Raw genomic sequence first — 16,040 nt, forward strand, 5'->3', positions numbered from 1 at the left:
ATCCCCGTCCTTCAGGGCGGGGAGCAGTCAACGTGAAAGATAAAGCCTCAGTTGTTGTTTCAGGGCATACCCCAGTTGCTTCGGTATTTCCTCGTCAATCAAGCTTTGTGTGGCGCTTTCGAATGCCTGAGTCAATGGTCCGGAAAGAGGAATTTTCACTACATCGATTGGATAACGGTTTTTCCCGTTAACGCGTCGCATAACATGCCAGCGTCCGTTAGCCAGTTGCTGAATAAAGGCATCCCGGAACAGATATGGCCCGATTTTAAGCACACTTCCGCGATACAGCAGTTTGCCCCTCCGTTTGCTCATCCTGACCTGTGCAGCGCCCAACTTTATGGCGGGAAGGTTTCCCCGGTTAATCCGTATCCGGGCAGAGCGTTTACCGTCTGTACCGGCTTTAAATAACCTCACCCTCTGGCGAACCAGCTTCAGCGGAAGTCCTCTTACCTGGTTATCTCCGGCGACAGTCTCCCGCGCCACCTTACGGGTTGCCACTGAAACAGCTTTCTGCGCCACGCGATTCACAGCCCAGATACTGGCCCGGGGAACCATCTGTCGGTCAAGGCTGTTCAGATTCCGGATCGCATTTTCAAGCCCTTTCATCAGAATGCCTCCGGGAAACCCCGGCCTTTAGGCCGGGGAGCAGTCAAACATTCCTCCCGTCCTGCGCCGGTTATCCGTCGGCGGCGTCCCCCTGCCCAGCAGAATAATACTGCTGTCTCCACCAGCCGGAGTGATGCGATCCACCCAGAAGGTGTCACCGAGAATGGTTAGTGTGTCCGGGCGCTTCAGATGGACTGTCAGGGATGTTTTGACAAAAAATGTAGGCTTGTCTCCCTCAATCCGGACACCTCCGGCGGCATACGACACACTTTCAGGATCGTCAAATACGCCCGTAAGCGTGGCCCCTGCCAGAACGCCGGAGGTTATTGTTGCTACCGTTCCCATCACCCGGAGGATGGCATCATCAGCCTGAGAAATCGCGGTATCAAACAGGTTTTCGGACTGCGACATATCGCCACCCTTACAGTTCAATAATAAGTCCTGCAGCAATCAGCTCGTCCACATCGTGTTGCGAAATACGCGCCGGGTTTCCCGCCATAACCATATCCAGTTCCCGGTTACTGTCCGGATCGATGGCGCAGATGTGTAGTGTACGAAGCGCCCTGATAAGTACCCGTTCGGATCTTTGCCCGATCCCGGGCGGCACTATGGATTCATCACTGTCATTTTCCACAGCAGGCAAATGCTCCGCCTCCGCTTCCTCTTCCCATTCCATGACACGCTGGCTGAGTTCAGCGGCGCTCCCGGACACATCCGGATCACGACCAAGCCGCGTCGCAAGCTCCCGCAGACGCTGTATATTCTCTTCTTTTGTTGCCATAAAAGATCCTCCCGCAATTTGTAACAATAAAGGCCTGAATCAGGCCTTTTGGGATGCTTAACCGACAGTGACAATGACAAACTCATCCGGGTCCGGCAGGACCATCAGCGGCGCAGACTGCGTCATGGTATATTCATTCGCCGGATCCCCCACCGTCAGCCAGTGTTTGGGATAACGGGTGGCGGCAACAATACCCTCCGCGAGCGCCTGTGAATCCTGAATGGCACCATAGCAGCGGATACCTTCTGCCGCCGTATTTCCCAGAACCAGAGTCCCTTCAGGCAGGTAACGCTTTTCGGTCCCGTTATCAGCAACATAGGATGTTTTAGCCACCACAATGGCCAAATCTCCGTAATACCCCTTGAACGACACCACAGCCCCAAGGTCCTTCACCGCCGTTTCCAGCTGAGAATTTGAACCGCGGCGTGTATCCAGTTTTTCACGGAACAGCTTAAAACCGTTCAGCAGACGCCAGACTTTCCCGTCCATCACGGCAATATTGATCAGACCGGATGCCTGGTCGCAGTACATATCCAGATCATAAGTCGGGTCAAAGGTTTCCCTGTCCTGCTCTGACCATTTTTTACCTGTGGCCTGAATAATGTTATTCCCGGCGGAGCGACCAAAATCCACCTCCACGGTGTCAAACTGCTCGCCCTGCATGGTGTATTTCCCGTTCAGCACCGCACTGACGGCCTGCATCTCCTCCACCTGGACGATGGCCTTCTCTTCCTGCTTCAGGTTATCGGTCAGAATGCGCAGACGACGGTAGGCCGGATCGTTAAGCCTGGCCGGGTCTTCACCCGGCAGACGCTCAACAACCTGCGCATAGTTAACTTCATGCTTCGGTTTGACATACCCCGGACGCAGTACGCGCGTTTCCCCGCCGCGGTTACGCAGAACCTTCCCTCCAACCACCGGAGATACATAAGCGGCAATCGGTGTTTTTCCGGTAATTTTGTCCAGCATGACTTCCTGGGTAGGAAATGTCACAGTACGGCGAAAAAACAGGCTCAGGAAGAGTGGGTTAAATTTAACTTTCTGCTCGGTATAACCCAGCAACTGGCGGGTGGTAAACAATCCCATAAATGGTGTCCTCCGGACGTTAAATACGATAAAGGCCGCTTCGCGGCCTTCTTATTACGGTAAAGCGGCGTGACTGACGGCGCTTCCGGCGAATGCATTTGCCTGCTTAATGGCATCCACACTCTTCGGCCATGCCAGTGATTCTGTGGCAAAGGTGCCGCTCTTCCAGTACGTCAGCAGGTTTTCCGACCCGTCCAGCTCAAGGGCCAGAACCCCGACCGCCGTTCCGGCCTTCTGCCCGTCCCAGGCCACCAGTTTCCCGGTGGTATCATCCAGCATCAGGGGCGTCAGCATCGGTGTGGCCGCCGTTATCCCGCTGACTCCCGTTGCGGTATGTGCCGGATCGTTACCGGCGAAAATGCGGTTATCCGCACGTTTCTCAATAGTGGTGGTAAATGACATACTGTCTCCTTATCAGGTGGCTGAAGTACCGGGAATACTCATCAACAACGTCGTTTCGGTATCATTACTGTGGCCTTTGCCGCCGGATATGGGGCCCGGGGAATGAGACTGCATGAAAGCATCAAATGCGTTGTTCATGCTCAGCCCCGCATTACCGGATTTGTCCGGCGCGGCAGCCAGCAGGTCACGGGCCTGATCTGTGGTCATACCAGGCATGACAGCCAGTTTTTCCGCCAACTCTTCACGGCCTTTCGCCTCATCAAGCGCCATCACGGCATCATGAAGTGACGTTGCCGCAGCGATCGGCGATGCTGCCAGAATGGTTCTGGCCTGTTCCACCGTCATCTCTGGCATGGCCGCCAGTGTCTGTGCGAGTGTTTCCCGACCACCAGCTTCTTCCAGGGCAAGGATACGGTCAGCGGTGCTGGTCGTGTCCGCCGGCGCGGCGGCAGCCAGAATAGACTTCGCCTGAGCAACGCTCATTCCCGGCTGCCCGGCCAGCATCTGTGCCAGTGCCTCATGCCCCCTGGCCTCCGGGCAACCCAGAATTCCCATTACGCGCTGGTTTTCCTGCGTGACAGCGTCAGCTGCACTTAATTCAGGCATAGTGCCTCCTGTCTTGTTACTGTTGATAGCTTCTGCCATCACGCCGATGGCGTCAGCAGCATTCACCATTCCATCTGCCAGTCCGGTAGTGATAATGGCCTGCCCGTCATACACTGCCGCCTCCGTCGCCATTACCGCATCGACAGACAACCCCGTGTACCGGGCCACTTTTTCTGCAAACATCTTTCTGGCCTCGTCCATTCGCTGCTGGTAGTCGGCATAGACACTTTCCGGTAATTTCTGGCTGGGCGTCAGATCAGCCTTGTGTGCGCCAGAATAGATAAGGGTGATATCGATCCCTTCCTGTTTCAGTTTTTCGGCGTAGCTGGTATGCGCCATCACCACACCAATTGATCCCATTCTGGACGTCTGGGTCACAAGGCGGTGCGAACAGGCTGCCGCCAGCAACATGGCCGCCGAACAGGCTGTTTCATTTGCCAGTGCCCAGACAGGTTTCTGTTCGCGCATCCGGTAAATCATGTCAGCACAGTCAAACGCCCCGGCAGCCTGACCGCCGGGACTGTCAATATCCAGCAGAATGCCTTTTACCTCCGGATCTGAAACCGCCTGTTGTAGCCGGGCAGTGACACCGTCATATCCGGTCATCCCTGAAAAGGGACGCATTCCGCCGAGTTTATGAACCAGTGTTCCGGTCACGGGTAATACCGCAATACCGTTCACTACCTGATAAAAACGTGCCTGCGGCTTTCCGGTCGCCATAAAATCGCCTGTGACCAGTGCCATATCCGACTGATCCAGACTTTCGTTATTACCGGGAATGTGCAGGCTGTTAATGCCTGACTCCCTGCCCAGCGCGCAAAAGAAAACCCGCGCATAGGCGGGTTCAAGCAGCAACGGAGCACTGGTTGCCTGGCTGATGATGTGCGAGAGATTACGTTGCACGCTTTTCCTCCTCCGTCTGACGGCTCGCCGCGATCTGTTGTTGATAGGTATCAGTGATCCATACCGGACGCGAAAGTCCGGCTGCCCGCCGTTCTTCGGATTCCCTGACCTGCTGGCGGAATATCTCCTGGTAATCCTCGCCCATAATGGCGAGTTCTTTTTCATAGGTACTCAGCCCGGCCTCAATACGCATCACGGATTCCTGAACCTCCTTGAGTCCGTCAATCGCCATACGTCCGGCACCAATCCACTCCGAGCGGCTCCAGCTGGATCGGGCCTCCCAGAAGGAAAACCTGGCCCGGGGTGCCCGGATAACTCCCCGTATCAGCGCCTCCTCCAGCCAGCAGGAAAACATTTGTGTCGCCAGCCGTCCGGCAATGAACCGGCGCCGCCCCAGGAAATAGCGCCAGGACTCATTGGCAGATGCGCGGGCGCTGGAATAGCTGACCTGAGAATAATCACGCGAAAGCTGCTCATAAGAGACCCCCAGCCCGGCGGCAATATACCGGAGCAGCGCCTGCTCCAGCGCTGAAAAGCCATTATCGGAATCCTGCGCAGTCTGCAGATTCAGCTCATCACCCGGGTACAGGTGGGGAATTTTTACACCGCCCAGTTTGATACTGTTGGTACTGTAATAGCGGGCATAATTTGCCAGCATGTTAACAAGGGGCGTATCTTTGTTATCTGCCGCCGTGATGTATTCAAAGGCTTTCTCGGAATCGAGTTCGCTTTCGATCGTGGCGGCGTACATGGCTTTGACAATCGCGGACTGAAGCTGCGTTGCCTGCAGGGTATCAAGCATCTTCAGCCGCTCCATCACACTGTAAAACTGATTGGCACCGCGCGTCTGTCCGTCCTCAACCGGCTCGAAAATATGTAACATCGCGGGTCGTCCGGACGGCAGAAAACGAGGAATACGGGTCCAGCGTTCCCCACCAGCCACCGGCCAGTCATCATCACAGACATGATAGGCGAGGGCTTTTCCATTCCGGTCCGTTTCCACTCCTGCGCGAAGCTGGCGGTTTCCGCGGGCATACCCCGGCGTGTCCACCCGTTTCGGACTGACAGCCTTGAATCGGGTACGGAAAACCTGCGTGGTTTCAGCGTCCCAGACAGGCTGGAGAAAAATTTCACCATTAAAGGCGTGAACGCCCACGCCTTCACGGATGAACTCTGTAAAAGTACGCTTCCCCTCGGCATCCATTTCGCCAAAAATACCATCGCAATATTCTGTCCATGCAGCTTCAACCTCATCCACAAAACTCTTCGCTGCGCTCTCACGCATACCAAGATAGCGCCAGTTTGGACGATAGCTGATAAGAAACAGGTGTCCGACAATATGATCCTTGTGCAGCGCCACCGCATTTGCTGCAATACCATTATTACGGACCAGATCATCAGCCCGCGCATTGCCGAGGCGCAACGAAGGCAGCAGCGCGGCATCCACGCTTTCCGCCGGGGGCATCCAGTCAGCCATCTGTCCGCCGAAACCGATCCCCCCGCCGGTGTATCCCAGACTTTCCCGCAGCGGCGTGCCGTGAACATCCACCAGAACCGGGGTGCGCTTCACAGTCTCACCCCCACAGGTGCCCGGCGGCGACCATTGCACAGTGACGCCTCAAGTTCCGCGACATATTTTTTCAGATCCCCTACCGATGTCGCGGTAAATTCAACCCGTCGCCCGTCTTTCTGAACCGTCGCCACCCGTTTTCCCGTCATCAGGTCATGCAGCGCGACGCGGGCTTCCTGTAGCTCAGTGATTGTTGCCATTAACTCCTCCTGCCAGCATTGCGGCCAGTTGTTCAAGTGTCGGGGTATCCTGCTCTTCGCTTTTCCTTGATGTCGCCAGCGCCTCCAGATCCAGTTGCCAGCGCTGCACAGACACCCGTAACGCTGCACTGGCATAGACAAGACAATCCAGCGCTTCGTTACGACGTCCTTTGGCATCCCATAACAGCCGGAATTTTCCGTTAACCAGTTTCTCCACCAGCTCTTCGGCTACCAGTTGCTTCGCTTCCACCTCCGTAAAAACATCCGGATTATCCGGAAAGCGGATCGCATAAGGCGTGGCTTCGTCGGCAGGCGCAGTAACCGCCCCCATTCTGGCGTAAAGCATTTCTTTGGCAGTATCAGTACCGATTTCGCACAGGAATACCCCGCTCTGGTTGCGTTTTTTAGGCATGGTAATAACGGGTTTTCCGTAAACGGAGGCCCCTTTGACAGGCAGCACGCGGAAAATGCCGTGTTTTTTTGAGCGTTTATAGACGATTTCTGCATCGATACCGCCGATATCCCAGCAGATACGGGAAATGGAAATATCCGTCCCGTCAGCATGACGATATTTTTTATTAATGACGGCATCCACACGCTGCAGGGTATCTTCATCATCATGCCGTCCCATGATAATTTGCTTATCAATAAGGAAAGCCTCTTCGCCCGGCGCCCAGCCCCAGACATACATTTCATAACGGTTACGCTGGGAGTCGATACCAGCGGTCAGATACACCACCCGCTCCGGAACCGGCGCCGCATAATGAATCACTTTTTCCAGCAAAAGCTCATGGCTGAGTTTTTCGGCCACCGCCTCTTCATAAGGCTCGCCCAACGTGGTGTTTATAAAGGTTTTCACACCATTTGGATCTTTCAGCGCATCCAGCCAGTCATAAATAATCTGTATCCAGGTGGTAAAGGGACTGTAAGCCGTCCAGATATGAAAGGTAATGGATCGTGGCGGCGGAACCTCCTCACCGGACGCGCTGAAATAAGCCAGTCCATCGCGTGTCCACATGCCTGTGTTATCGCAAATCCAGCGGCCTGCTTTCTGATCAAGTTCCGATTGACGGATCACGCATCCATTATGTTCACAAAGGTAATACACCGTCTCCGGCTTGCTTTTCTCCCATTTCAGACCGAACGGCGTACTGCCATCACCGAATTTAAGGTACTGTTCTTCGCCACAATGCGGACACGGTACATAAAAACGCATAAAATGCGCCGATTCATTTGCCGCCTTTTCAATCTGGCATGACCCTTTGACTTTTGGTGTGGAGCCCCGAATGGATTTAGGCCAGACAGAACCTTCAATACGTTTATCCCCCAGCAGCGTCGGCGAACCTTCTTTCTCGACATCCGGCTCAAAAGATGACAATTCGTCATAGCAGACCACATCCACCGATTTTTCACGGTAGTTTTTGGCTGCTGCACCGCCGAGGCACCAGAACCCGACACCGGAAGAAAAGCGTTTCAGGGTAAGCGTGTTATCACGATGTTTACGCCCGAACCAGGGGGCCAGCTCCAGCAATACAGGAACATCCCTGATAGTCGGCTCCACGTGGGATTTCATAAAATCCTCAGCGGATGAGTCGGTCGGCTGGAACAGCAGGCTGTTGCGCGACTTGTGCTCTATGAAATAGCCTTCCACCCCCAGCAACATTTTGGTATAGCCCACGCGGGCAGACTTAATGAGGTTTACAACGCGGATCAGTTCATACCCCATCGCGTTCATTATCGCTACCTGAAACGGCAGCGTTTCCCATTTGCCGGGGGTGTAGGAGGACTCTTTTGGCAGATAGTAATACTCATCAGCCCACTGCACGGTGGTAAGCGGTACGGGAATATGAAGCGCTATCAGCCCGTTAGTTATGGCTCTGTTGGCATTATTCGCCCTGCGCTCTCCGGAAATCATCGGTCCACTTCTCCACATCCGCTATCGTGGCGGCCCTGCCTGACGCCCTGGCGATTTCCGTTCTGACCACATCGATGTGCGACTGGCACAGATCAGGATATTTGCGCTGTAATACCAGCGGTACCCTTGACAGTATCCCTGCTATTTCCTGAGCCACCCGTTGCAGGATGTAGGTGAACAGTTCGGTCTCAAGAACCAGCCCTTCGCGCTCAGCATTTTTAAGTTCCTGCGCATCCGCCTGGGCTTTTGTCAGGCGGTAGCGCTCATAGTCGATGGTGCCGGGATTAAGATCTGATTCCGCAGCGGCACGTAAATCATCAACCTCTTTACGCAGCTTTTCATTTTCAATAGACGCATCACGCTCCGCGTACCATGAAATCGCTGCCGCGGTGTCGAACACTGCTTCGTTACCTTTTCCTCCTCCGGAAACAAGTGGCAGCCCCTGGCTTTGCCAGGCTGTGACAGTTCTGACGTCACAACCAAAAATTTCAGCCAGTTTTTTTTTATTCACGTTCATGGAAAAGTCTCCCGGAAACAGGAAAGGATCTGCGATCTTCGTTTTTAACTAAAAACGTTATCCAGCAGATCCTTTCTTTTTTTCTAAAAAAACCTTTAAAAACAGGAAATAAACAATAAGAAGAACGGATCTGGCTTTTCTCTGAAAATTTTCATAAGGAGTGAAATCCTGCGACGCTGCCGCCCCGTAACAGGCAGAATTCCCGGAAAGGACCCTGGAAAAAACCGAACAGTTATTGTTACAATATAACAATTAATCATTTTAACGCTGACTGAGGGTCTTACATATGAAATTCAAGAGTATTGCTAAAACTGTTTTTCTTTTTGCACTGCTAACCTCAGCTGGCTTTGCAACTGGTAAAAACGTGAATGTCGAATTCGATAAAGGACAAAATAGCGCCCGCTATTCCGGCGTAATAAAGGGATACGATTACGATACATATAACTTCCAGGCCAGAAAGGGGCAGAAAGTACATGTAAGTATTTCGAATGAAGGCGCAGATACCTACCTGTTCGGGCCAGGAATTAGCGATTCCGTTGACCTGTCCAGATATTCATCTGAACTGGATGGCAATGGCCAGTACACGCTACCGGCGTCCGGAAAATACGAACTGAAAGTACTTCAGACACGTAATGAAGCTCGTAAAAACAAAGCGAAAAAATACAGCGTCAATATTCAGATAAAATAAATGCCAGCCTGGTCAGGGGGTTCGTTCCAACACCAAACTTTTCAGCCACTGGGTTATTTCATGAGGTGTACCAGTTTTTAGCGTCTGGTTACGTTTTTGAGGTGTACGAAAACTGGCTTATATCAGTACGATAAAAACGCGATGTGGTAGTACGCAGACCCAGAGACATTGTCATGTTTATGCATTTCTGAAACTCCCCCGCAGGTAAGCTCCTTTTCCCTCCTGCGGGAATTTTTTATTTGCACTGCGTCCGGATGTACTCCTGCAAATACTTCAGTTTTTCCTGATCGCTGATGATTCCGGCGCGGATATCGAGAACGTTTTGTCCAGCAACTGGAGAGAGTTCGACGGTGGCAGCATTGCCCACGCGGCGGGTACTGGCGGTTTTGGTTGTGGTTGTGGTTGGCACTGTACAGCGTCCTTCGACACGCACCCGGCTACCAGCAGCAAGGCGGCGCTGCAAATCAGTATTCCTGTTTTGTGCATCAGCTAGTTCCTTTGTGTATTTTGCATCGAGGGCGGCAACGTCACGCTGGCGCTTCGTCATATCGGTAATTGTCTCGTTCGCCAGCTTCAGGTTGTGAGTAGCAGTATCACGCTGGTACTTGTAAGTGATAGCGTTATTGCGGTAGTGATTTGCCAGCCGACCGGCAACAATTAGCGAGACGAGCAACAGGCCAACAAACATCGTTTTCCAGTTGAACATCATGACAGGAACAGAGCACGCTCCGCCTCACGCCGACGGGTAAGCCCGTTCAGTACCTTGCTACCAGCCTTATTCCAGCGCAGGAACTCATCAGCGGCGCCAGCGTAATCACCAGCGTTTAGCTTCCGCAGCAGAGTTGATGTGGATAATGTCCGGGCGCCGAGGTTGTACGCGAACGACACCAGCGCATCAAACTGGCCTTGCGTCAACTTGACCTTAACCAGTCTGGACACATCATTTTCATAACCGACTAAACCAGTTTTAAGCAAGCGCTCGGCAGTAGCCTCGTCAATCATCATTCCGGGCTTAACTGGCTTACCGTCAACAGAGTGGGTCCAGCCATAACCAATCGTCCAGGGATCTCCCCCCGTTCCCGGGTCCGGATAAGCTTTCAGGCTACAACCTTCAAACTCTTTGATTAGGGTAATGCCTTTTTCACTGATTCTCATCATTAACCCCTGCACGTTTTTTGAGTGCGCTAATTGCGATTTCGCGCAGCTTGTCCACACCGACAAAGCCAATAATTCCGCCAACGAAAGGCGAAATGGAAACCGGCAGGCCTACCACATCAAGCGCACTGGTGACACATAAGGAAAGAGCGCCACACAGGACGCCCTCAAGCCATTTATTTTTACGGGTGGCGCCGTCGTATATCAGTCGGCCGTAGGCAATGAGTCCGGCCATTAACGCCCCAAGTATCTGGGGCCACGCATTTTTGAGTCCGGTCAAAACCGCAGCCCAGAATTCAGGAGTCTTGTCATTCATTTTCATAAGCCTCACCTCCGATGATTTCGGATGGTAACTAGAGTGAGTGAAATGGTTGGGTTGCAGGGTTTAATATCTTGTAAAACAGGATTGCCTGTGGTTGCAGAATCTGAAAGTAAAATCACGCAGAGTACAATTTTAATGGAGGTGAGGCACAAATACTGCAAATTTAGCTTTTAGCTTAATTGATTGCGTGCTGAGTGAATTCTGTTTGACAAAAACATGCTATTTATAGAATGTTAATTCCATGTAATAAAAAGGATGTGTAACTCATCATGCCAGCAGGAATTAAACCAATATTTATCAATAATATGATGTCAATATATGGATTATCCAATCCTCATGACAGCAAGGTATTTCCAGACCTTCCAGAACACCAAGATAATCCTTCGCAATTACGCCTCCAACATGATGGTCTTGCTACCGATGATAAAGCCAGGCTGGAACCAATGTGTCTTGCTGAATACCTTATCTCTGGACCAGGAGGAATGGACCCTGATATCGAAATTGATGATGATACCTATGATGAATGCCGTGAGGTACTATCACGCATACTTGAAGATGCATACACTCAAAGCGGGACATTCCGCAGACTGATGAATTATGCCTACGACCAGGAATTGCATGATGTAGAACAACGCTGGTTGCTGGGAGCCGGAGAAAACTTTGGTACTACCGTAACTGATGAAGACCTGGAGAGTTCAGAAGGCAGAAAAGTGATTGCCCTCAACCTGGATGATACAGACGATGATTCAATACCAGAGTGTTATGAAAGTAATGATGGCCCACAACCATTTGATACAACACGCTCATTTATTCATGAAGTAGTACACGCGTTGACTCACCTTCAGGACAAAGAAGATAACAATCCAAGAGGCCCGGTAGTCGAGTATACCAATATCATTTTAAAAGAGATGGGTCACACATCACCACCAAGAATCGCCTACGAATCTAGTAATTGACACTCATCAAAAAATGCAAAATCCCACGATGCTACAACACAGTAACCAGTTCAGGTCAGCAGTCCATAGACACTGGCTCCTGTCAGGATGCCACCTGCTAACCCAGTACCGGAAATCGGATCGGACATTCATCCCCCTCTGGTTGTGTGGGTCCTCTCAGTTATGAGGGGAAATAAAAAAGGCCGCCGAATGGCAGCCTCAAATGGAATATGTATTAAATTGGAGGTTCTAACGGTCCCGCCAGAATCTCAGCCTCTCCGTTGTGACAAATGTCATCGCCCTGCGTCAGATGCCAGACACCAATAATAGTCTGACCAGTTTCCAGGTCCTCGGTTACGCCGTGGGTGTAGTAAGCAACCTGAACCCTGCCGTTGTGCTGTATCCAGTAGAAGCCTTCTTTCATTCTAATCTCTCCTCTTCTTAAGAGGAGTTTAGCTATTGGGATTGCAGGTTGGCGTTAGAAATACTAAATCATCAATGAAGTATTTCTCTGGTCCGCCATCGAGGATTCGAACCCCGAACCACAGAGGTAGAAGCTCCGTGCTCTTTCCAGTTGAGCTAATGGCGGAAAAAATTGACCAGTGAAGTCCACTGGTCATGGGTCATGCAGTTGTCTCTGCGAAACGGGTGTATCCCCACCCAGTGTTTTCAGTATCGAGAGCATTATCAAATGCCATATTAACTATAGCATCGCAGAAAAAAGTCATACTGATAATTCCCAATGACGCACTTCTGAAAGGCTCTATGGTTGTATTGCGTTGTACATAGCGCAAAAAATACCGATTGGCAGACTTAGAAATGGAAAACCCCGCACGATGGCGAGGCTTGAATTTGTTTGGTCGACGATTGAAGCTATGGCGACGATATCAGATTTACATAAAATATAGCCGTTTTAATCCAGTTTTGCAATCACCACGTCGCCAGCTTCTCAGCAAGCAAATCCCTTTTAATGACTATCCAGCCGCTATCGCGTAATCCGCTCAATATCTGCTCTACTTTTCCAACGAACATGTCTAGACCAACCTGCCGAATGTCTTTGACGTTACCATCGCGGATCTTAATCAGAAGGTCGATGTTAAGCATGTCGACGGCAGGCTGAACCTGGCGTGTTGGCGATGGTAGTGTCTGACTGAAATAGCAATCCTCCAGTTTTTCGAACACCTCCCAAGCCTGATCTGTTTCGAGCATCTTGGCGTGGCGGGCAGCGCCGCGTTCTGTCCAGAGGATTAGGGAACGGGCATTTTTACCAACTAACCCGATTGTTTCGGGTCTGTTCTTGAACTCGCGTAATTCGTTTTTTTCAATTTTAAAAAAATGCTTTCCTACAACGAATCGCGTGGTGTTGTTCAGAAAGTTATCAGAAATGTTTTTGATTTTTGTGCCGTATAAGTGCGCCAAAAGTTCGGTAGTAATAACGGGAATTTGGTTATGGGTAATCGGGGAAAGAGTTTCGACAGAGATTTGAGTGGTCATAATGACGCCCTCCGGTGATTGTTTTGTTTATCACCACCGCCGACGCCAATCGGATTGGGTGGTGAGACGTACAGGGTTGGCGTAACCAGATCACCGACCGGCGAGCCTTTCGGCTCCCCCATACGCCCCACCATAATTCAAATGCGCGTATACAAACGACAATAAAAAACACGCTCGCGGCGTGTCTCTGTCGCGGTGAAATTCCGGGACGCCAATCCCGACGCCAGATTTTGCTGGCGTACTGGGAATATAGCCCCGGATAACTGTTTGTGTCAATTAAGTGCGTATAGGTTGAAAGCCACCTGTTCCGAACGCGACTCCGATACACTCAAAAGAGACGCCTGATCAAGACGCAGAAATATCGCGCGCATGGTCAGCCAGTGTCTGGTGAAGGTTTCTGACCAGTTCTTTTCGCTAACGCCTACCAGTCCCGCTAACTCTTTATATTGATAAACCTCACGCCCGGCTAATTCAGATTTGACATCCTGTGCCGCCAGCCAGATTAATGCCCGGAGTCGTTCCTGTGTTTTACCGGCCATCTTCTTTCCGTCGAGTTGCGCCGCAAACGCACTCCAGCCCCACTGTGTTATTTCGACCTGGTGTTCCCAGCAGGTATTCTCACTGTAATTCCACAACAACCACGCCTTGTAGTGTTCATCGAGTGAAAGAACCGCCCGGCGCCATGAGGCAGTGGAATATTCCACAGGCTTCACCAGCGGGATAGCGCTTCCTTTCGCCAGCGACTGCTTGCCGGGGATTGGCGGGTTATTTAACGTTATCCAGCTTTCTGTTTCCTCGTCCCAGATACGCTGTTTTTTTCGGGGATAGTTTTTCGTGTCGAATTGCGCGTTCTCCAGCCAGGCCAAAAGCTGCCCTTTAGTCTCCCCGCTTAAATCGGCTGTCGCTACCATTAGCTGCTCACGTACATACTGGAGGTATTGAGTGTTCATTGAGTAAATCCTGTGAACTGATAAATACGAACAAAATTGCGCAGGATGCGGTAGTCAACCAACACCGACCCCGGACGGCGGTATATGCGGAGGCGCTGCCAGCGCATGCGGAGTATCTCGATCAGTTCTGGTTTCATGCGGCCTCCAGCTTTTTTAGCGCACGCAGATCCGCCAGAGCCGCGAGCCTGATTTCCTTCAGCTCCTCGACCGTCCAGCGGTGCGGGGTGTTATTGTTCTCGAGTGCCAGCACCGCCGCCTCACCGTAACGCTCAACCAGCGCGGTACGATATGCTTCGATGTTCCCTGATTTGTAGACGTTGCAGACATCACACTGAAGATGGATGTTGAAGCGAGTAAAGCGCAGATGCCCGGCGGCGGCCGTACTCCTGTAATGGCCTGCATGCCATGCGAACGCCGTCTTCGTTCCACAGGAGATGCAACCGAGTCCTTCTGCCAGTTCGGTTTCACGGCAAATGTCATTTACGGCGCGCTGCGTCAAGTCAATCCAGTGCTTCAGCGGCTTAACCGCGGCTTTCCGCTGGCGCCAGGCGGCGCGTTCTTTTTTCTCAGCGGCGCGCTGAAGGGATTGCGCCTTACGTTGCGCGGCTTCGCGAGCTTTTCTGGTTTGTTCTTTGCCGACGGCGCTGGCACACTGGTACGAGCAAACGATCTGCCCCTCGCGTATCGGGTGAAACCACTGGCGGCATTCTTTGTTTGCGCACTTACGGCGCGGTAATTTAGCCATGCTCACCCCCAGACCTTTTGGCGTAAGGATTTTGGCGTCCGCACCCGGTGTGCATATTCAGGTAATTTCGCGCTGACAGTCCAGGTAATGAAGTCAGGGTTCAGGCTCTTTCCTGTCCTTATGCCCCGCTTCTGATAATCCGATATCAGCGTGTCGGCCTGCTCGGTTGTGCAGTCATGATGATGGAACCAGGAGTATTTCATCGCCATCACCCCGCCCAGCTCATGAGCTGGGCGGCGGCGTTCTCGGCCTCGCGCTGAGTACGGAATGTACGTGATAAAATCCAGCGCCAGAGAACATCAAGCGCGGATTTATACAACTGCTGAAATTCGACCTCATCCATGCTGGAAAAAGCGATGCTGCGGGGATGTTTGCGAAGGGTGCCGTCCGGTAACTGGATGGCGTCATAGTGACCAGCCTCAACCGTCACCCATGCGCGGTAGGCATCGAATGATTTACACAGGCTAATCCCGTTTGTTACCCGGCGGTTTGCAATCTGTTCCAGATACTGTTCAGCCGCATCCAGTAATGCGCTTTCATTCCCGCCATATGCAGCGAGAAACTTTGCATAACCGTTTACCAGTTTGCGCTCATTGGCAGAAATGGCGCCGCCGGTAGGTTCCCAGTATTCAAACCCAAGATTAAGCAACGCGAAAAAGCGGCGATGGAATGCAGGATTCCTCACCTGACGGAACTCAGCCACCAGCACGGCGCCGAGTTTAATTTTTGACTGCAGAATTTCGCTGGTCTCCGGCGTAGCGGGGATCAGAATTCCAGATGACTGCTTGATGAGTTGTAATTCGTGCGCCATGGTATTCTCCGTGGCGCATAATTGTCAGGTTACTGGTTGTTCAGGCCAGTGCGATAATTATGATTGCGTGCTTATTGTTAAGTCAATTATTAGAGCCCATCTCTCTGACAACTTCCATAATGGTATCCTTAGACCAGTACAAATCATCTCTTGATAGCTTTCGGTTTGTTACAGAACCGTTTTGGGTTGATAGGATATAGCGATCACCTGATGCAAGTCTAAAAGACAAAAGTTCTATTCCCTTAGCATCAGTTATAGTCACCCGCAAATTATCAGCAAGATCTGATAGGACTCCCTCTGCCACGTAACCCCCCTGAGCGACACACGGACGCGGTTAAAAATTGTCGGCAGCAG

20 protein-coding genes, 1 tRNA gene and 20 other annotated features are annotated in these 16,040 nt (G+C 51.8%); of the genes, 2 read left to right on the plus strand and 19 right to left on the minus strand.

Translation table 11 applies throughout. The annotated features are described in order from the left end of the window. Nucleotides 1-27 precede the first annotated feature (27 nt). From STM2600 to STM2609, 10 genes are all read right to left on the minus strand, one after another. Nucleotides 28-613, minus strand: a protein-coding gene (locus tag STM2600; RefSeq protein ID NP_461536.1) for a Gifsy-1 prophage. Within the gene, nucleotides 28-606 belong to an annotated coding region; the region does not span the whole gene. After that, nucleotides 608-613: a ribosome-binding site (putative RBS for STM2600; RegulonDB:STMS1H002697), on the minus strand. It overlaps the preceding gene by 6 nt. 20 nt (nucleotides 614-633) lie before the next feature. Then, the gene (locus tag STM2601) for a Gifsy-1 prophage protein (RefSeq protein ID NP_461537.1) occupies nucleotides 634-1,022 on the minus strand. Within the gene, nucleotides 634-1,017 belong to an annotated coding region; the region does not span the whole gene. Continuing rightward, nucleotides 1,017-1,022, minus strand: a ribosome-binding site (putative RBS for STM2601; RegulonDB:STMS1H002698). It overlaps the preceding gene by 6 nt. Before the next feature lie 5 nt (nucleotides 1,023-1,027). After that, nucleotides 1,028-1,394 (minus strand): Gifsy-1 prophage protein gene (locus STM2602; protein ID NP_461538.1). Within the gene, nucleotides 1,028-1,387 belong to an annotated coding region; the region does not span the whole gene. Then, nucleotides 1,389-1,394 (minus strand) — a ribosome-binding site (putative RBS for STM2602; RegulonDB:STMS1H002699). Its footprint overlaps the gene before it by 6 nt. Nucleotides 1,395-1,444: 50 nt before the next feature. Further along, the gene (locus STM2603; protein NP_461539.1) for a Gifsy-1 prophage protein occupies nucleotides 1,445-2,480 on the minus strand. Within the gene, nucleotides 1,445-2,473 belong to an annotated coding region; the region does not span the whole gene. Then, nucleotides 2,475-2,480 (minus strand) — a ribosome-binding site (putative RBS for STM2603; RegulonDB:STMS1H002700). Its footprint overlaps the gene before it by 6 nt. A 47-nt stretch (nucleotides 2,481-2,527) precedes the next feature. Beyond that, the gene (locus STM2604; protein ID NP_461540.1) for a Gifsy-1 prophage protein occupies nucleotides 2,528-2,882 on the minus strand. Within the gene, nucleotides 2,528-2,875 belong to an annotated coding region; the region does not span the whole gene. Further along, nucleotides 2,877-2,882: a ribosome-binding site (putative RBS for STM2604; RegulonDB:STMS1H002701), on the minus strand. It overlaps the preceding gene by 6 nt. A 5-nt stretch (nucleotides 2,883-2,887) precedes the next feature. After that, the gene (locus STM2605) for a Gifsy-1 prophage protein (protein ID NP_461541.1) occupies nucleotides 2,888-4,392 on the minus strand. Within the gene, nucleotides 2,888-4,384 belong to an annotated coding region; the region does not span the whole gene. Next, the gene (locus STM2606) for a Gifsy-1 prophage protein (protein ID NP_461542.1) occupies nucleotides 4,374-5,960 on the minus strand. Within the gene, nucleotides 4,374-5,954 belong to an annotated coding region; the region does not span the whole gene. Before STM2606 ends, STM2605 begins: the two co-directional genes overlap by 19 nt. Continuing rightward, nucleotides 4,387-4,392 (minus strand) — a ribosome-binding site (putative RBS for STM2605; RegulonDB:STMS1H002702). It overlaps the preceding gene by 6 nt. Continuing rightward, the gene (locus STM2607) for a Gifsy-1 prophage protein (RefSeq protein NP_461543.1) occupies nucleotides 5,951-6,162 on the minus strand. Within the gene, nucleotides 5,951-6,154 belong to an annotated coding region; the region does not span the whole gene. The genes STM2606 and STM2607 overlap by 10 nt, the downstream gene beginning before the upstream one ends. After that, nucleotides 5,955-5,960: a ribosome-binding site (putative RBS for STM2606; RegulonDB:STMS1H002703), on the minus strand. (Overlaps the previous gene by 6 nt.) After that, nucleotides 6,138-8,076, minus strand: a protein-coding gene (locus tag STM2608) for a Gifsy-1 prophage protein (protein ID NP_461544.1). Within the gene, nucleotides 6,138-8,069 belong to an annotated coding region; the region does not span the whole gene. The genes STM2607 and STM2608 overlap by 25 nt, the downstream gene beginning before the upstream one ends. Continuing rightward, nucleotides 6,157-6,162: a ribosome-binding site (putative RBS for STM2607; RegulonDB:STMS1H002704), on the minus strand. (Overlaps the previous gene by 6 nt.) Beyond that, entirely contained in the window at nucleotides 8,041-8,586 is a 546-nt protein-coding gene (locus STM2609) for a Gifsy-1 prophage protein (protein ID NP_461545.2), read from the minus strand. Before STM2609 ends, STM2608 begins: the two co-directional genes overlap by 36 nt. Continuing rightward, nucleotides 8,071-8,076: a ribosome-binding site (putative RBS for STM2608; RegulonDB:STMS1H002705), on the minus strand. Its footprint overlaps the gene before it by 6 nt. Nucleotides 8,587-8,595: 9 nt before the next feature. Continuing rightward, nucleotides 8,596-8,601, minus strand: a ribosome-binding site (putative RBS for STM2609; RegulonDB:STMS1H002706). Nucleotides 8,602-8,859: 258 nt separating this feature from the next. Further along, nucleotides 8,860-8,865, plus strand: a ribosome-binding site (putative RBS for STM2610; RegulonDB:STMS1H002707). On the opposite strand from STM2609, the gene STM2610 reads away from it, so the two are divergent. Continuing rightward, nucleotides 8,860-9,274 (plus strand): Gifsy-1 prophage protein gene (locus STM2610; protein NP_461546.1). Within the gene, nucleotides 8,873-9,274 belong to an annotated coding region; the region does not span the whole gene. (Overlaps the previous feature by 6 nt.) 235 nt (nucleotides 9,275-9,509) lie before the next feature. On the opposite strand, the gene STM2611 is transcribed toward STM2610, so the two are convergent. From STM2611 to STM2613, 3 genes are all read right to left on the minus strand, one after another. Continuing rightward, the gene (locus STM2611; protein NP_461547.3) for a Gifsy-1 prophage protein occupies nucleotides 9,510-9,968 on the minus strand. Within the gene, nucleotides 9,510-9,962 belong to an annotated coding region; the region does not span the whole gene. Next, nucleotides 9,963-9,968, minus strand: a ribosome-binding site (putative RBS for STM2611; RegulonDB:STMS1H002708). Its footprint overlaps the gene before it by 6 nt. Nucleotides 9,969-9,979: 11 nt before the next feature. Further along, nucleotides 9,980-10,439, minus strand: a protein-coding gene (locus STM2612) for a Gifsy-1 prophage protein (protein ID NP_461548.1). Within the gene, nucleotides 9,980-10,432 belong to an annotated coding region; the region does not span the whole gene. Next, nucleotides 10,416-10,752, minus strand: a protein-coding gene (locus tag STM2613; RefSeq protein NP_461549.1) for a Gifsy-1 prophage protein. Within the gene, nucleotides 10,416-10,745 belong to an annotated coding region; the region does not span the whole gene. Before STM2613 ends, STM2612 begins: the two co-directional genes overlap by 24 nt. Next, nucleotides 10,434-10,439 (minus strand) — a ribosome-binding site (putative RBS for STM2612; RegulonDB:STMS1H002709). It overlaps the preceding gene by 6 nt. Next, nucleotides 10,747-10,752: a ribosome-binding site (putative RBS for STM2613; RegulonDB:STMS1H002710), on the minus strand. Its footprint lies within the gene STM2613. A gap of 262 nt (nucleotides 10,753-11,014) precedes the next feature. Next, nucleotides 11,015-11,020 (plus strand) — a ribosome-binding site (putative RBS for STM2614; RegulonDB:STMS1H002711). On the opposite strand from STM2613, the gene STM2614 reads away from it, so the two are divergent. Further along, nucleotides 11,015-11,707, plus strand: a protein-coding gene (locus tag STM2614; protein NP_461550.1) for a Gifsy-1 prophage protein. Within the gene, nucleotides 11,021-11,707 belong to an annotated coding region; the region does not span the whole gene. It overlaps the preceding feature by 6 nt. A 492-nt stretch (nucleotides 11,708-12,199) precedes the next feature. Here the strand turns inward: STM2614 and STM2615 are convergent. From STM2615 to STM2620, 6 genes are all read right to left on the minus strand, one after another. Continuing rightward, nucleotides 12,200-12,273 (minus strand) — tRNA-OTHER (locus STM2615). Nucleotides 12,274-12,616: 343 nt separating this feature from the next. Beyond that, nucleotides 12,617-13,187, minus strand: a protein-coding gene (locus STM2616; protein NP_461551.1) for a Gifsy-1 prophage. Within the gene, nucleotides 12,617-13,180 belong to an annotated coding region; the region does not span the whole gene. Further along, nucleotides 13,182-13,187: a ribosome-binding site (putative RBS for STM2616; RegulonDB:STMS1H002713), on the minus strand. It overlaps the preceding gene by 6 nt. A gap of 265 nt (nucleotides 13,188-13,452) precedes the next feature. Next, the gene (locus tag STM2617) for a Gifsy-1 prophage protein (protein NP_461552.1) occupies nucleotides 13,453-14,137 on the minus strand. Within the gene, nucleotides 13,453-14,130 belong to an annotated coding region; the region does not span the whole gene. Then, nucleotides 14,127-14,274, minus strand: a protein-coding gene (locus tag STM2618) for a Gifsy-1 prophage protein (RefSeq protein ID NP_461553.1). Within the gene, nucleotides 14,127-14,267 belong to an annotated coding region; the region does not span the whole gene. Before STM2618 ends, STM2617 begins: the two co-directional genes overlap by 11 nt. Beyond that, nucleotides 14,132-14,137: a ribosome-binding site (putative RBS for STM2617; RegulonDB:STMS1H002714), on the minus strand. Its footprint overlaps the gene before it by 6 nt. Next, nucleotides 14,264-14,881, minus strand: a protein-coding gene (locus STM2619) for a Gifsy-1 prophage protein (protein ID NP_461554.1). Within the gene, nucleotides 14,264-14,875 belong to an annotated coding region; the region does not span the whole gene. Before STM2619 ends, STM2618 begins: the two co-directional genes overlap by 11 nt. Continuing rightward, nucleotides 14,269-14,274, minus strand: a ribosome-binding site (putative RBS for STM2618; RegulonDB:STMS1H002715). It overlaps the preceding gene by 6 nt. Further along, nucleotides 14,876-14,881: a ribosome-binding site (putative RBS for STM2619; RegulonDB:STMS1H002716), on the minus strand. Its footprint lies within the gene STM2619. A gap of 202 nt (nucleotides 14,882-15,083) precedes the next feature. Further along, the gene (locus STM2620) for a Gifsy-1 prophage protein (protein NP_461555.1) occupies nucleotides 15,084-15,692 on the minus strand. Within the gene, nucleotides 15,084-15,686 belong to an annotated coding region; the region does not span the whole gene. Beyond that, nucleotides 15,687-15,692: a ribosome-binding site (putative RBS for STM2620; RegulonDB:STMS1H002717), on the minus strand. It overlaps the preceding gene by 6 nt. Nucleotides 15,693-16,040 lie beyond the last annotated feature (348 nt).

Source organism: Salmonella enterica subsp. enterica serovar Typhimurium str. LT2 (assembly GCF_000006945.2).
Taxonomy (GTDB): domain Bacteria; phylum Pseudomonadota; class Gammaproteobacteria; order Enterobacterales; family Enterobacteriaceae; genus Salmonella; species Salmonella enterica.

Excerpts from the sequence above, each read along its gene's own strand:
- STM2600 (NP_461536.1), bottom strand. The coding sequence starts at position 606 with ATGAAAGGGCTTGAAAATGCGATCCGGAATCTGAACAGCCTTGACCGA.
- STM2601 (NP_461537.1), bottom strand. The coding sequence starts at position 1,017 with ATGTCGCAGTCCGAAAACCTGTTTGATACCGCGATTTCTCAGGCTGAT.
- STM2602 (NP_461538.1), bottom strand. The coding sequence starts at position 1,387 with ATGGCAACAAAAGAAGAGAATATACAGCGTCTGCGGGAGCTTGCGACG.
- STM2603 (NP_461539.1), bottom strand. The coding sequence starts at position 2,473 with ATGGGATTGTTTACCACCCGCCAGTTGCTGGGTTATACCGAGCAGAAA.
- STM2604 (NP_461540.1), bottom strand. The coding sequence starts at position 2,875 with ATGTCATTTACCACCACTATTGAGAAACGTGCGGATAACCGCATTTTC.
- STM2607 (NP_461543.1), bottom strand. The coding sequence starts at position 6,154 with ATGGCAACAATCACTGAGCTACAGGAAGCCCGCGTCGCGCTGCATGAC.
- STM2608 (NP_461544.1), bottom strand. The coding sequence starts at position 8,069 with ATGATTTCCGGAGAGCGCAGGGCGAATAATGCCAACAGAGCCATAACT.
- STM2609 (NP_461545.2), bottom strand. The coding sequence starts at position 8,586 with ATGAACGTGAATAAAAAAAAACTGGCTGAAATTTTTGGTTGTGACGTC.
- STM2610 (NP_461546.1), top strand. The coding sequence starts at position 8,873 with ATGAAATTCAAGAGTATTGCTAAAACTGTTTTTCTTTTTGCACTGCTA.
- STM2611 (NP_461547.3), bottom strand. The coding sequence starts at position 9,962 with ATGTTTGTTGGCCTGTTGCTCGTCTCGCTAATTGTTGCCGGTCGGCTG.
- STM2612 (NP_461548.1), bottom strand. The coding sequence starts at position 10,432 with ATGATGAGAATCAGTGAAAAAGGCATTACCCTAATCAAAGAGTTTGAA.
- STM2613 (NP_461549.1), bottom strand. The coding sequence starts at position 10,745 with ATGAATGACAAGACTCCTGAATTCTGGGCTGCGGTTTTGACCGGACTC.
- STM2614 (NP_461550.1), top strand. The coding sequence starts at position 11,021 with ATGCCAGCAGGAATTAAACCAATATTTATCAATAATATGATGTCAATA.
- STM2616 (NP_461551.1), bottom strand. The coding sequence starts at position 13,180 with ATGACCACTCAAATCTCTGTCGAAACTCTTTCCCCGATTACCCATAAC.
- STM2617 (NP_461552.1), bottom strand. The coding sequence starts at position 14,130 with ATGAACACTCAATACCTCCAGTATGTACGTGAGCAGCTAATGGTAGCG.
- STM2618 (NP_461553.1), bottom strand. The coding sequence starts at position 14,267 with ATGAAACCAGAACTGATCGAGATACTCCGCATGCGCTGGCAGCGCCTC.
- STM2619 (NP_461554.1), bottom strand. The coding sequence starts at position 14,875 with ATGGCTAAATTACCGCGCCGTAAGTGCGCAAACAAAGAATGCCGCCAG.
- STM2620 (NP_461555.1), bottom strand. The coding sequence starts at position 15,686 with ATGGCGCACGAATTACAACTCATCAAGCAGTCATCTGGAATTCTGATC.